Consider the following 13003-nt stretch of genomic DNA (forward strand, 5'->3'; position numbering starts at 1 on the left):
TGTATGGGTTTTTTTGACAGTGCCGATCTTTAGCTTTTGAATTTAAGTTATAAAAATCAGTAACTTATGGATTTACTGTGCACTTGGCACTGGACTTGCTGTTGAACCTGAGCAACAGGTTCATCAGGAGGTGAAAGATGATTATTGGCACGAGTGCGCTTGAGCAGCTTGTTTCCCGGGCTGTGGTTGGGCGCAAAACCGTAGATGAGGTGTCTCAGGACGCATTCAGCTCGGTTGCCGCAGCTGGCCTGACATCAGGTTCAGCACCGGTTACCACGCCGGTCAGCAATTCAACATCGCAAGACAGCAAGCAGGACAACAGCGGTTACAACGAATCCTTCGCGCGGATGATGATCAATCTCAAGTCTGCCGGTGATTCGTCACTGTCGGAAAAGACGGCTGATCGCGACAACGGTGTCATCGGTTCAGTGGCCAGCTCCACCAGCACCACTGACACTGCGTCGACGGGTTCGGTAGAACAGAAGTTCATGGACTCTCTGAAGCAGACAGCCGAAGAGAAAGTGCGCGAGAAGCTGACGGGCGTCACCCAGAAAGACTACGACGCCATGGCACCTCAGGACCAACTGGCCATTGACCAGAAAGTCCAGGACGCGCTCAAGGACAAGCAGAACAACGTTGCAGATGACATCAACACCCGCATCAGAGGTATCAAGGCCGGCATGCTGGCTTGACCGGGCAGTGGGTTCAGTTGCTTGTTCGGCGACTGTAATGGCTCTTTCGTGAGCAAGCTCACTCCCACAAATGGAATGCTTTCCAAATGGGAGTGAATCCTGAAACTTCTCCCGCTTGGAACAGGTTCGGAATGTGGGAGTGAGCTTGCTCACGAAGACTTTAGTTCATGCGTTACATGTTGCGGATGTACCGCTGTTTTTGTTTCTCGTCGAAAACTGAATCACCCCAACTGATGCCGATACGGCAGATCCGGCCCGACCTTTGTGCAGGTCAGCGCGGCTGCGCCGACGGCAAAATTCAGCATCTCGTCCAGGGTTTCCCGTGACAGCGTCGACAAGCCTTGTGGCGTATCGAGCTGACGCTCGCTGAGGAAGGTCAGCAGCGCCGCCTGAAAAGTATCCCCGGCCCCGACGGTATCGGCGGTGACCACCGTTTTTGCCGGCACTGACCAAGTACCATGCTGCCGGGTAAAGACGCTGGCACCTTGCGTGCCGCGGGTGACGATGACCAGTTGCGTACGCTTGCCGAGCCAGCCTTCGGCGATTTTTTGTGGGTCACTGTCCGGGTACAACAGGTGCAGATCTTCATCACTGACCTTGATCAGGTGCGCATGTTCGGCGAACGCTGCGACCTGGCTGCGCCAGCGCTGAATGTCCGGTGCCGGGTTGAGGCGCACGTTGGGGTCCAGTGAAATCAGGCGCGTCGCACTTTCGCGGGCGACCAGCGCCAGCAGTGTGTCGGCAATCGGCTGCACCACCAGCGAAAACGAGCCGACGTGAATGCCGCGTACCTGCGCATCGAGTTCCGGCAGATGTTCAAGGCGTAACTGCCGGTCCGCGCAGCCGTCGCCGCGAAAGCTGTAAGTCGGCGAGCCGTCGCTGCCCACGGCGACCATGGCCAGTGTCGTGGGCGCGTCGAACTCAACCAGGTGATCGGTATTGACCGTTTCCTTTTCCAGCACGGCACGCAGACGGCGGCCCAGGTAATCGGTGGACAGCCCGGCAAAGAAGCCTGCCTCCACACCCAGGCGGCGCAGTCCGATCGCAACGTTGAATGGAGAGCCGCCGGCAATCGCATCAAACCCCAATCTGTTCAGGGAACCGCTGTCATCAGCGCGGGTAAAAATATCGAACAGTGCTTCGCCACAAACCAGAAACATAAGTGCTCCATGAAAAAACGGTTCAAACCTTGCGCAGTTGCGCCTGATAACGCTGATAGACCTGCTGATAGGCGGCCACATTATGCACCACGGGGTGCGTCTCACTGCTTTGATCGAGACTTACACAGCGTTCGCACAGTTGCTGCAGGCCCTCAGCCTTGCCGTCGGCATGCGACCAGCACCATGCGGCCTGAATGGCCGCGCCCAGCGCGGCGGCTTCTGCGTGGTCGGTGCAGATCACCGGAGTATTCATGATGTCAGCTACGATCTGCCGCCATACCGCACTTTTGGAACCGCCGCCAATCAGGCGGATTTTCTCACTTTTGATACCACTGTCGCGCAGCAGGTCCAATCCATAGCGAAGGCCGAAGGTGGTGCCTTCGACCACGGCGCGGGACAGGTTGGCCTGGGTCAGATTGGTACTGTCCAGCCCGACGATGCTGCCAGTGGCATCAGGAAGGGCGGGCACGCGTTCACCGTTCAGAAAAGGCAATATCAGCACGCCTTCGGCCCCTATCGGAGCCTGGGCGACGGCCTGGTTGAACCCGGCGATATCCAGAGCGAACAGCTCACGAATTGCCGTGGTCGCATTGGTCAGGTTCATGGTGCAGATCAATGGCAGCCAGCCACCGGAGGATGAGCAGAAGGTAGCGACCGACTCATGCTCGCTGACCCGCGCCTCATCGGCGTAGGCGTAGACAGTGCCTGACGAGCCCAGGCTCATGGTGATCAGACCGGGCTGGATATTGCCCGTGCCAATGGCGCCCATCATGTTGTCGCCGCCACCACTGGACACCAGTGCTGCGGGGTTCAGGTCCAGCAGTCGGGCGATTTCAGGACGCAGCACGCCAACCGCTTCGTGTGCTTGCACCAATTGCGGCAGCGCCTTGCCCAGACGGCCGCTCGGGTCGATGTGCGCGAGCAGCGGCAGGTCCCACTCACGGGTGCGCACATTGAAATAACCGGTGCCCGATGCGTCTCCGAATTCAGTGCAGCAGCGGCCGGTCAGCCAATAGTTGAGGTAGTCGTGGGGCAGCAGCACCTTGTCTATACGCTCAAACAGCTGCGGGTACTGTTCCTTGGTCCACAGCAGTTTGGACACGGTATAGCCCGGCGCAATGACCAGACCAAGGCGTTGCAGGGAACCCTGCGCGCCGCCCAGGTAATCCAGCAAGCGCTGGTTTTCCGGGGCCGATTCAGTGTCGCACCACAGTTTGGCCGGGCGCAGCACCTCACCTTGAGCATCGAGTAGCACCAGACCATGTTGCTGGCCCGATACGCCGATGCCGAGAATCTGTTGCCCCGACACGCCAGACTGTGCCAATGCATCGCGGGTGGCCTGTTGCAGCGCGTTCAGCCATTGCCCTACGTCCTGCTCGCGGCGGCCGTTATGGTCGCTGATCAGGCTATGCGAGGCCGAACCCTCGCCCAGCACAGTACCGCTTTCGGTATCGAGCACCAGCACCTTGGTGCCCTGGGTGCCGCAGTCAATTCCAAGAAACATGGGCGCACCTCAAAGGCGGTTGGCCAGAAGTTTTTCCAGCGTGCCACTGACGCCCAGCGTGCGCAGGTCATTGAGGTTCTGCTCGAACGCTGCGACAAACTCGGCTGATTTCGGAATTGCAACGCCAAATATTTCCTCAACCTGCAACAGCCGCCGGGTAATCAGCTCGTCGTCGACCACCAGTGCCTGACAGAACTCGGCGCGCGGGTCGGGAATTTTGTAGGTCGTGCCGTTCTCGTCGACACCTTTCAGATACAGCGCCCACGCGGCAACGACCAGCGAGGCGCGCTCGACATTGCCCTGATCGACGATCAGACGATTGATCGTCGGAATGGTGAATTTGGGGAATTTGGACGAACCGTCCGAACAAACCCGCTCCAGCTGATCGGCGATCGCCTGGTTGGAAAAGCGCTCGATCAGCGTGTCTTTATAGCCTTCCAGGTCGATGCCCGGCACCGACGCCAGCTGCGGCGTGACGTCCAGGTCCATGTAAGCACGGATGTAGCGCACGAACAGCGGGTCATTCATGGTTTCGTGGACAAAACGATAACCCTTGAGGAAGCCCAGATAGGTCAGGGCAAGGTGGCTGCCGTTGAGCAGCTTGATCTTCATTTCCTCATAGGGCGTTACATCATCGGTGAACTGCACGCCGACCTTTTCCCAGGCCGGGCGACCGTTGACGAACTTGTCTTCCAGCACCCATTGCACGAACGGTTCGCAGACCACCGGCCAGGCGTCGTCGATGTGCTTCTCGTCCGCCAGCTTCAGCCGGTGAGCCGCGCTGGTCATGGGGGTGATGCGGTCGACCATCGCGTTGGGGAAGCTGACGTTGTCTTTGATCCAGTCGTGCAGGTCGGCATCGCGCAAGGTGGCAAATGCCAGCAGCGCCTTGCGAGTGACTGCGCCATTATGCGGCAGGTTATCGCAGGACATCAGGGTAAAGGCTGGCGTACCTTCGGCACGGCGGCGCGCCAGTGCCGCGCAGAGGAAGCCGAATACCGTCTTTGGCTGGTCCGGGTGTGCCAGGTCATGCTGGATCTGTGGCAGATGCGCCATGAACTGGCCATTGCTGTCGTCGATGCAATAGCCGCCTTCGGTGATGGTCAGCGAGACGATGCGGATGTCCGGGCTGGACAGCTTGTCGATCAACGCCTGAGTGCTGTCGTCGGCCAGCAGCATGCCGCTGATCGAGGCAATGACGCGGGTTTCGGTATCTGGCGTGTCGCCCAGTTCGTAGAGCGTGTACAGATAGTCCTGCTGCGCCAGTGCGTCACGTACGGCTTTGTCTTCAGGGCGCAGACCGACGCCGCAGATGCTCCATTCAAAGCCTTCGCCGCTGTTCATCAGTGCATCGGTGTAAAACGCCTGATGCGCCCGATGGAAGCCGCCAACGCCGATATGGGCAATGCCCTGGCGAGTGCTTTCGACGGTGTAGGCTGGCAGGGCAATGTCGGCGTCCAGTCGGGACAGATTGTTTTTGGTCAGTTTCATGAAGGGCTCTCCGGAACTCAGGCGGCGACAGTCTGCAAGGCTTTGGCAATCACCAGACCTTGAGCGTCGAACAGGTGGCATTGGGCACTGTCCAGGTGCAGGTTCAGCGTCTCGCCGTACTGGCTGGCCAGGTCGCCACGAATACGCATGGTCAGCGCCTCGCCCGAACGGGTGCGCACATGGCAATAGGTGTCGCTGCCAAGACGTTCGCTGACATCGGCAATCACCTGCAACTGGCAATCTTCGCTCTGGGCAAGGTTCAGGTGTTCCGGGCGGATGCCCAGCGTTACAGCCGCGCCAACGCTCTGTCCTGCGCCATTGACCGGCAGACTGATGCGCGTTCCGGCATCCAGCTCGACTTCACAGCCGGCGTTGTCCACTCGACTGATCTTGCCCTTGAGGAAGCCCATTTTCGGCGTGCCGAGAAAGCCTGCGACAAACAGATTGGCCGGGTGGTGATAAAGCTCCAGCGGCGAGCCGACCTGCTCGACCTTGCCGCCGTTGAGCACGACCACCTTGTCGGCCAGGGTCATGGCCTCAACCTGGTCGTGGGTCACATAAATCATCGTGGCCTGCAGCTCTTTGTGCAGGCGCGACAGCTCCAGGCGGGTTTGCACGCGCAGCGCGGCGTCGAGGTTGGACAATGGTTCATCGAAGAGAAAAATCTTCGGGTTGCGCACGATGGCTCGACCAATCGCAACACGCTGTCGTTGCCCACCGGACAACTGCTTGGGTTTGCGTTCCAGCAACGGGCCGAGTTCCAGAATGCGCGCGGCTTCATCGACCTTCTTCTTGATCTCGGCCTTGTCGCCACCCGCCAGATCCAGCGCGAATGACAGGTTCTTGCCTACCGTCATGTGCGGGTAAAGCGCGTAGGTCTGGAACACCATCGCCAGATCGCGTTTGGCCGGCGTGACCTGGGTAATGTCGCGGCCATCGAGTTCGATGGTCCCCGAGGTGACTTCCTCAAGCCCGGCGATGAGCCGCAGCAGGGTGGATTTGCCACAGCCCGAAGGCCCGACAAAGACCACGAACTCGCGGTCATTCACGTCCAGATCGATACCCTTGATGATTTGATGACCATCAAAGCCTTTTTGCAGGTTGCGGATGCTCAGGTTAGCCATGTTGGATTCCTTCTTGTTCTTTGAGGCGGGCTATTTGACAGCGCCGAACGACAGGCCGCGAACCAGCTGTTTCTGACTGATCCAGCCGAAAATCAGGATGGGCGCACACGCCAGGGTCGAGACCGCCGACAGCTTGGCCCAGAACAGCCCTTCGGGGCTGGAGTAGGAGGCGATCAGTGCCGTCAACGGTGCCGCTGCGGACGAGGTCAGGTTCAGTGACCAGAACGCTTCGTTCCAGCACAGGATCAGCGATAGCAGTGCTGTAGAGGCCAGCCCGCCCTTGCAGATCGGCATCAGCACGCGAAAGATCTCCTGGCGGGTGCTGGCTCCGTCCAGCCGTGAGGCCTCAAGGATCTCACCGGGAATATCCTTGAAATAGGTGTAGATCATCCAGACCACGATCGGCAGGTTGATCAGCGTGTAGATGATGATCAGCGCCAGCCGCGAATCCAGCAGGCCAAAGGTCTTGGCCAGCAGGTAGATCGGCATCAGCACGCCCACTGGCGGCAGCATCTTGGTCGAGAGCATCCACAGCAGGGTGCTTTTGGTGCGTTTGGTTTCGAAGAACGCCATGGAATACGCCGCAGGAATGGCGATCAGCATGGCCAGGGAGGTGGCGCTGAAGGAAATCAGCACCGAGTTCCAGGCAAAATGGAAGTAATCGCTGCGCTCCTGAATGTGCAGGTAGTTTTCCAGCGTTGGGGTAAAGAACAATTGCGGCGGCGTCGCAAAGGCGTCGATCTCGGTCTTGAAGCTGGTCAGCACCATCCAGAAGATCGGGAAGAACACCAGCGCAGCGATCAGCCAGCACAAGCTCCCGAGTAGCAGGCTTTGCAGGCGGCGTGATTGTTTGAGGGTCATCATGGCAAGGTCCTCATGACTTGTCGGTGAGGTTTTTGCCGATCATCCGGATCAGGATGATCGCCGCGATGTTGGCGATTACTACGGCGATCAGTCCGCCCGCCGAGGCCATACCGACGTCGAACTGCAGCAGCGCCTGGATGTAGATCAGGTATGCCAGGTTGGTCGAGGCAAAGCCCGGCCCGCCATTGGTGGTAGTGAATATTTCAGCGAACACCGAGAGCAGGAAGATTGTCTCGATCATGACCACCACGGCAATCGGACGTGCCAGGTGCGGCAGGGTCAGGTGCCAGAAGATCGCGATGGGGCCGGCTCCATCCAGACGCGCCGCCTCTTTCTGTTCCTGGTCCAGCGACTGCATGGCGGTCATCAGGATCAGAATCGCGAACGGCAGCCATTGCCAGGACACGATGATGATGATCGACAGCATCGGGTAATGGGCAAACCAGTCGATGGGCTGCGCACCAAAGAACTTCCACACCGCCGCGAGTACGCCGGACACCGGATGGAAAATCAGGTTTTTCCAGATCAGCGCGCTGACCGTGGGCATGATGAAGAACGGCGAGATCAACAGCACACGGACGATGCCACGACCGAAAAACTCACTGGCTTCCAGCAGCGCCGAGATCAGCACGCCGAAGATCACGCTGATCGCCAGCACACTGCCGACCAGCAGTAAGGTATTGCCGGCACCCGGCAAAAAGCCGCTGTCGGTCACGAAGTACTGGAAGTTTTCCAGGCCGACGAATTCGTTTTCGCCAGGGGAGAGCAGGTTGTAGCGGATCAGCGAGAAATAAATGGTCATGCCCAGCGGCACGATCATCCACACCAGCAGAAGCGCCACTGAAGGACTGACCAGAAACCAGCCCGGCTTGAATCGACGGCTTTTGAGCGGTTGCTGTTCGCCGGACAGGTCCGTGCGTTCAGGGGAGGCTGAGGTATTCATGGAGAGCTCCGAACCGGATTGCACCAGAGTTGTTGCGCAGTTGAGCGGCAGGGCGAAAGCATCGGCTTTCGCCCTGGTGCGTGACGGTTACTTTTTCGGGTAACCCGCTCGTTTCATGTCGCGCGCGGTAGCGGTTTGCGCATTCTGCAAGGCTTGATCCACAGTAGACTGACCTATGAGTGCTGCGGAGAACTGCTGACCGACGCTGGTGCCGATGGCCTGGAACTCGGGAATGGTGACCAGTTGAATGCCGACGTAAGGCACGGGCTTGAGGGTTGGCGACTTGGGATCGACCTTCTTCAACGACTCAAGCGTGATGTTGGCAAACGGTGCTGCCTTTTTGTACTCGTCGGTGTAGGTCGAGGCGCGGGTGCCCGGCGGTACGTTGGACACGCCGTCGGTATCGGCAACCAGTTTGGCGTACTCTTTCGAGGTGGCCCACTGGGTGAACTCGGCAGCGTCCTTGGTGTTCTTGGCGCTGGTCGGGATCGCCAGCGACCACGAGTACAGCCACGACGAGCCCTTGTCGGTCACCTCATGCGGGGCGTAGGTGAAGCCGACGCTGTCGGCCACTTTGCTCTGCTTCTTGTCGGTCACGAACGAACCGGCAACGCTGGCGTCGACCCAGATGGCGCACTTGCCGCTGTTGAACAGCGCAAGGTTCTCGTTGAAACCGTTGCTGGAGGCGCCCGGCGGCCCGGACTGCTTCATGGTGTTGACGTAGAAGTTCAGCGCATTCTTCCACTCTGGCTGATCGAACTGTGGCGTCCACTGCTCATCGAACCAGCGTCCGCCAAAGGCGTTGGCCAGCGTGGTGATCAGCGCCATGTTCTCGCCCCAGCCAGCCTTGCCGCGCAGACAGAGACCGTACTGTTCCTTGGATTTGTCGGTCAGTTTGCCGGCGAACTCGGCGATCTGCGTCCAGGTAGGGCGCTCTGGCATGGTCAGGCCGGCGGCCTTGAACAGGTCGGTGCGGTAGTAAGTGATCGAAGCTTCAGCATAAAACGGCAGGGCGAACAGTTTTCCGTCCACCGACAGGCCGTCACGCACGGAAGGGAACACATCGTCCAGCTCGTAACTGGCAGGCAGGTCTTTCATTTCCTGCAACCAGCCTTTCTGACCCCAGAGTGAGGCTTCGTACATGCCGATGGTCAGCACGTCGAACTGGCCGCCCTTGGTGGCGATGTCGGTGGTCAGTCGTTGGCGCAGGACGTTCTCTTCCAGCACGACCCAGTTGAGCTTGATGTCGGGGTGCTTTTCTTCGAAGGTCTTGGAGAGGCGCTGCATGCGAATCATGTCACTGTTGTTGACCGTGGCGATGGTCACGGTCCCCGCTGTGGCACTGCCACTGAACGCGAAACAGGTACTGAGGACGGAACTGGCGAGCAGAAGTTTTGCTGAGTTCTTCATTGATCACTCCTCTTCCACGCCCAGTGAGCAGTAGAAGGATGGTTATTGTTTTTTTCTCTTCCGGAGGTGAGGAAGATGTGGATTGATTACACCGGCGTTCGGTCGGAAAGACAAATCCTGCGCCGCACTCTGACTGATACTTTTTTGCACTGATGCACGAAAGGCCTATATAGCCGAATCGCCCATAGGCTGGCTTCGCCGCAACTGCAGCGTAGACGATAGGCGCAAGGGCAGGGTGAATCAGTACAGGTTTTGTTCGGTCAGGCGCTGCACGGCCAGGCGGCGATAATGCGAAGGCGTCATGCCCTTGAGTTGCTGGAAGCGTCGATTGAAGTTGGAGATATTGTTGAACCCGGATTCAAAGCACACATCAGTGACCGGTTTGTCGCCATCAGCCAGCAATTCGCACGACTTGCTGATGCGCAGTCGATTGACGAACTCTACAAAGCATCGCCCTGTGGCCTGCTTGAACACTCTGGAAAAATAGGTTGGCTTCATGCCCAGATACTCGGCCACTTCCTCCAGCGGCAGCTCCCGGCCATAGTGGGCAAAGATGTAATCCACCGCCCGATTGGTGCGATCGACGCTGTGCTCGTCAGCCGTATGGGCGACCGCAGTGCCAGAGAGCAACTGATAGTCGTCGCTGGCCGCCAGCAACTCGAGAAGAATGAAGAAATGACCCAGGCGGGTGATGCCACGTGAGTCGGCAATCTTCTGCATCAGCTTCATGGCCTGACGAATCGTACGTTTGCAGCGAAATTCGATGCCGTAGCGGGCGCGTTCCAGTAATGGTGTCAGGGTTTTTAGTTCGGCAAACACCTGATTGCCACTTTCCAGCAGTTCATCGGTGAAGTTGACCAGCATGTCGCGTTTGGCCACAACTTCACCCTCATCGATCTGACTGATCCAGTTATGCGGCAGGTTGGGGCCGGTCAGAAACAGGCTGGCAGGGTTGAAATTGCCGATGTAATCGCCGACAAATACCTTGCCTGAGCTGGCCACAATCAAATGCAGCTCGTATTCCTTGTGAAAGTGCCAGCGCACCAGCGGACAGGGGAATCCGTGCTCGCGATAAATGATCGACAGCCCGTTGTGGTCGTCCATCAATTCGTAGGAAGGGTCGGCGATTCTTGTTGTTTTACTCATGGCTATGTCGTGTTCAGCAGTTGCCAGAACGATAATGTGCCTGATTTTCAGCTTCAATGCCCGGTCGCTGACAAAAATCACCTACGATCACACGTCTCACATGATTTGCCACAGTGGAGTGGTTATCCGATGAAACAGATCCTGCTGATTGGCATGGGGGCCGGTGATCCCGAGCAGATTACCTTGCAGGCCATTGCTGCGCTGAACCGTGCCGACGTGATCTTCATCCTCGACAAGGGCTATGTCGACGATGAGCTGCTGCGCCTGCGCAAAGCGCTTTGCCAGCGGCATATCACTCATCAGGACTATCGTCTGGTACAGGTTCAGGACCCTCGGCGCGAAGGCGACCCTGATGCCTACGAGCGGGGTATCGAAAGTTGGCACGAGCAGCGCGCTGCATTGTTCGAACGGCTGTTGACCGATGAGCTTGGCGCAGATCAGGTTGGTGCATTTCTGGTCTGGGGCGATCCGTCACTGTATGACAGCACCATGCGCATCCTTGACCGCGTATTGGCGCGCGGCAGGGAAACATTCGAATATCAGGTGATTCCCGGCATCACCAGTGTCCAGAGCCTGGTGGCGCAACACCGGATACCGCTCAATCGTATTGGTGAGTCGATTCACATCACCACAGGGCGACGCCTGGCGGCGGCAGCGCTTGAGCAACACAGCAATGTCGTGGTGATGCTGGATGCACAGTGCACATTCGAGCGTTACGTCGGGCAGGGGCTGGATATCTATTGGGGCGCTTATCTGGGCACCGCGGACGAGATACTGGTGTCTGGCAGGCTCGATGACGTGTGTGAGCAGATCAAGCTGTTGCGCGCCGAAGCGCGCGACCGCAGGGGGTGGATCATGGATACCTATCTGCTGCGCAAACCAGCTTAGACCGTATCTTCAGCCTTGTTACGGTTCTTGGCTTCGATCCACTGCGCCATGTACTTGGTGCTCTTGTGGTGATGATGGCGAAGCATGGCACCGGTGAAGTTCGCCAGACGATGCTCGGGCAACTGGTTACGAAGGGTCTGAATGCGCTCGATCAGGCTCGCACAGTGTTGCCGATGCTGGTAACGCGCCTGCAGCAACGCCAGCCCGGCGTTCTGCGCCTCTAGCCAGCGGGTCTGGTCTTGATAGAGTCTGACCGCAGCATCAGCGATGTCTTTCGGGTTATCGGCGATGACGCCAGGCCACGGCAGCCCGCCGCTCATGGCTTCTGCGCCGATCACAGTGGTGATTGACGGAGTGCCGCAGAGCATGGCATCCATCAATTTGCCCTTGATGCCGGCACCGAAACGCAACGGCGCAAGACAAATGCGTGCTGATGACATGACCTGCAACGCATCTTCAGCCCAGTGCTTCACATGAAACCCTTGAGCGCCATTGTGCAGCGCTGTTGCCTTGGGTGGCGTGTAGGCACCGTAAATATGCAGCTGCGCTTCAGGCAATTGCTGACGGATCAGCGGCCAGATTGCGGTTTTCATCCATAGCACCGCATCCCAGTTGGGGGCGTGACGGAAATTACCGATGCTGAGGAAGTGCGCGCGCTCTGCAAAAGGCCGAACGCTGTCGGGAACGCCGTCAATCATTAGCGGACACCAGTGCAGCAGCGAGGCGGGCAGCCCAAAGGAACCGGTCAGCAATGCCATTTCAACGTCGGATGTCATCAGGTTCAGGTCGCAGCGATACAACGATGCGACCTCGCGCTGCGCCAGCTCGCTGGAGGCGATCTGCTTGAAAAGCCCCGGCGTTGAAGTGTCGCAGATATCGCTCGGATCACCCGCGAAATCGCTGTTCAGCGAGTCCTTCAACATCTGATGGCGTGCATGGCGCAGGCTTTGAAAATCCGACGTTTCCAGAATGCGCAGGGCGTCGGGGCATTGTTGCTCGACGCGCCAGCCGAACTGCTCTTCGATCATGAACTGATCAAAAACAACGATATCGGGCTGCAATCTGCTGACAAAAAGGTCAAAACTGCTGTCATTGAGCGCGATTCGTACTTCCTCGATGCCCAGGCTGACCAGATCGGCCCTATGTTCACCTTCAGTGGCAGGGCTGGCAAAGGTAATCTGCCAGTTCTGCTCGAGGAAGCATTGGATCAGTTGCATCATGTGCCCGCTGGCAGCCGAAGAGCGTGGCTCGGGCCATACGTAGCCGATGATCAATACACGTGTACTGGCGTGCGTGTCGGTGTGACTGAAAGCAGCTTTGATGTCAGTCAAGGATGCTTTTTACCTTGTCACGCAACTGGTCGATCGAAAAAGGCTTGCCGATCGAATGCATGCCTGGCGGCACATCGATGTTCTCGGAGTAACCGCTGGCGAACAGTACCGGCAATTGAGGCCGCAGTTCGATGACCTTTTTAGCCAACGCGGTGCCCTTCATGTCGGGCAACCCCTGATCAGTCATCAACAGGTCGATGTGCCTGGTATCGTCAACAACGAAAGTCAGGGCTGAAGTGGCGTCCTCGGCTTCCAGTACCTTGTATTCCAGCTCTTCGAGCACGTCGACAATCAGCATGCGCACAATGGCGTCGTCTTCGACCACGAGAATGGTGCGGGCTGTGTCCGGCATTGTTGACTCCTTAAACCTGAAAAATGGTGATAGCGCAGACAGCATGGAATGCGATGCTTCCTTTTCCGGCAGCTCAGAGTAACCGAGCGCCGTCCTGT

General features: G+C 58.2%; 12 protein-coding genes. 2 read left to right on the forward strand and 10 right to left on the reverse strand.

Annotated features, from left to right (window positions below; translation table 11 throughout):
• The first annotated feature begins 137 nt into the window (after positions 1–137).
• On the forward strand, positions 138–692 hold the full coding sequence (locus tag RYC18_RS25485; protein WP_316887008.1) for a hypothetical protein: 555 nt from the start codon (positions 138–140) through the stop codon (positions 690–692).
• Between the two features lie 221 nt (positions 693–913).
• On the opposite strand, the gene RYC18_RS25490 is transcribed toward RYC18_RS25485, so the two are convergent.
• The 8 genes from RYC18_RS25490 to RYC18_RS25525 form a co-directional block, all read right to left on the reverse strand.
• The gene (locus RYC18_RS25490; RefSeq protein WP_005777590.1) at positions 914–1852 is read right to left on the reverse strand and encodes a carbohydrate kinase family protein; all 939 of its coding nucleotides are present in this window, start codon (positions 1850–1852) and stop codon (positions 914–916) included.
• 22 nt (positions 1853–1874) lie between these two features.
• Positions 1875–3356, reverse strand: a complete 1482-nt coding sequence (xylB, locus tag RYC18_RS25495; protein WP_057403985.1) for a xylulokinase — start codon at positions 3354–3356, stop codon at positions 1875–1877.
• Between the two features lie 9 nt (positions 3357–3365).
• The gene (locus RYC18_RS25500) at positions 3366–4847 is read right to left on the reverse strand and encodes a mannitol dehydrogenase family protein (RefSeq protein ID WP_005777586.1); all 1482 of its coding nucleotides are present in this window, start codon (positions 4845–4847) and stop codon (positions 3366–3368) included.
• Positions 4848–4864: 17 nt separating this feature from the next.
• Positions 4865–5971: an ABC transporter ATP-binding protein gene (locus RYC18_RS25505; RefSeq protein ID WP_010202752.1), complete on the reverse strand. Its 1107-nt coding sequence runs from the start codon at positions 5969–5971 to the stop codon at positions 4865–4867.
• 30 nt (positions 5972–6001) lie between these two features.
• A complete protein-coding gene (locus tag RYC18_RS25510; protein WP_316887009.1) occupies positions 6002–6835 on the reverse strand; it encodes a carbohydrate ABC transporter permease in 834 nt (277 codons plus the stop codon).
• A gap of 10 nt (positions 6836–6845) precedes the next feature.
• Entirely contained in the window at positions 6846–7778 is a 933-nt protein-coding gene (locus tag RYC18_RS25515) for a sugar ABC transporter permease (RefSeq protein WP_316887010.1), read from the reverse strand.
• A gap of 87 nt (positions 7779–7865) precedes the next feature.
• Positions 7866–9188 (reverse strand): sugar ABC transporter substrate-binding protein, encoded by a 1323-nt coding sequence (locus RYC18_RS25520; RefSeq protein WP_316887011.1) that lies wholly within the window; start codon positions 9186–9188, stop codon positions 7866–7868.
• 240 nt (positions 9189–9428) lie between these two features.
• Positions 9429–10334, reverse strand: coding sequence for an AraC family transcriptional regulator (locus tag RYC18_RS25525; protein ID WP_002553636.1), 906 nt, complete (start codon positions 10332–10334; stop codon positions 9429–9431).
• A 129-nt stretch (positions 10335–10463) separates the two neighbouring features.
• On the opposite strand from RYC18_RS25525, the gene cobF reads away from it, so the two are divergent.
• Positions 10464–11222: a precorrin-6A synthase (deacetylating) gene (gene cobF / locus RYC18_RS25530; protein ID WP_057401397.1), complete on the forward strand. Its 759-nt coding sequence runs from the start codon at positions 10464–10466 to the stop codon at positions 11220–11222.
• Here cobF and RYC18_RS25535 read toward each other — a convergent pair.
• Positions 11219–12553 (reverse strand): glycosyltransferase family 4 protein, encoded by a 1335-nt coding sequence (locus RYC18_RS25535; protein WP_316887012.1) that lies wholly within the window; start codon positions 12551–12553, stop codon positions 11219–11221. The genes cobF and RYC18_RS25535 overlap by 4 nt on opposite strands.
• Complete coding sequence (locus RYC18_RS25540) at positions 12546–12905, reverse strand: response regulator (RefSeq protein ID WP_002553639.1); 360 nt, start codon at positions 12903–12905, stop codon at positions 12546–12548. Before RYC18_RS25540 ends, RYC18_RS25535 begins: the two co-directional genes overlap by 8 nt.
• Positions 12906–13003: the final 98 nt, after the last annotated feature.

The organism is Pseudomonas syringae group sp. 247E2 (assembly GCF_032587795.1).
Classification (GTDB): domain Bacteria; phylum Pseudomonadota; class Gammaproteobacteria; order Pseudomonadales; family Pseudomonadaceae; genus Aquipseudomonas; species Aquipseudomonas amygdali.

Coding starts and splice junctions, on each gene's coding strand:
- RYC18_RS25485 (WP_316887008.1), top strand. CDS start 138: ATGATTATTGGCACGAGTGCGCTTGAGCAGCTTGTTTCCCGGGCTGTG.
- RYC18_RS25490 (WP_005777590.1), bottom strand. CDS start 1,852: ATGTTTCTGGTTTGTGGCGAAGCACTGTTCGATATTTTTACCCGCGCT.
- xylB (WP_057403985.1), bottom strand. CDS start 3,356: ATGTTTCTTGGAATTGACTGCGGCACCCAGGGCACCAAGGTGCTGGTG.
- RYC18_RS25500 (WP_005777586.1), bottom strand. CDS start 4,847: ATGAAACTGACCAAAAACAATCTGTCCCGACTGGACGCCGACATTGCC.
- RYC18_RS25505 (WP_010202752.1), bottom strand. CDS start 5,971: ATGGCTAACCTGAGCATCCGCAACCTGCAAAAAGGCTTTGATGGTCAT.
- RYC18_RS25510 (WP_316887009.1), bottom strand. CDS start 6,835: ATGATGACCCTCAAACAATCACGCCGCCTGCAAAGCCTGCTACTCGGG.
- RYC18_RS25515 (WP_316887010.1), bottom strand. CDS start 7,778: ATGAATACCTCAGCCTCCCCTGAACGCACGGACCTGTCCGGCGAACAG.
- RYC18_RS25520 (WP_316887011.1), bottom strand. CDS start 9,188: ATGAAGAACTCAGCAAAACTTCTGCTCGCCAGTTCCGTCCTCAGTACC.
- RYC18_RS25525 (WP_002553636.1), bottom strand. CDS start 10,334: ATGAGTAAAACAACAAGAATCGCCGACCCTTCCTACGAATTGATGGAC.
- cobF (WP_057401397.1), top strand. CDS start 10,464: ATGAAACAGATCCTGCTGATTGGCATGGGGGCCGGTGATCCCGAGCAG.
- RYC18_RS25540 (WP_002553639.1), bottom strand. CDS start 12,905: ATGCCGGACACAGCCCGCACCATTCTCGTGGTCGAAGACGACGCCATT.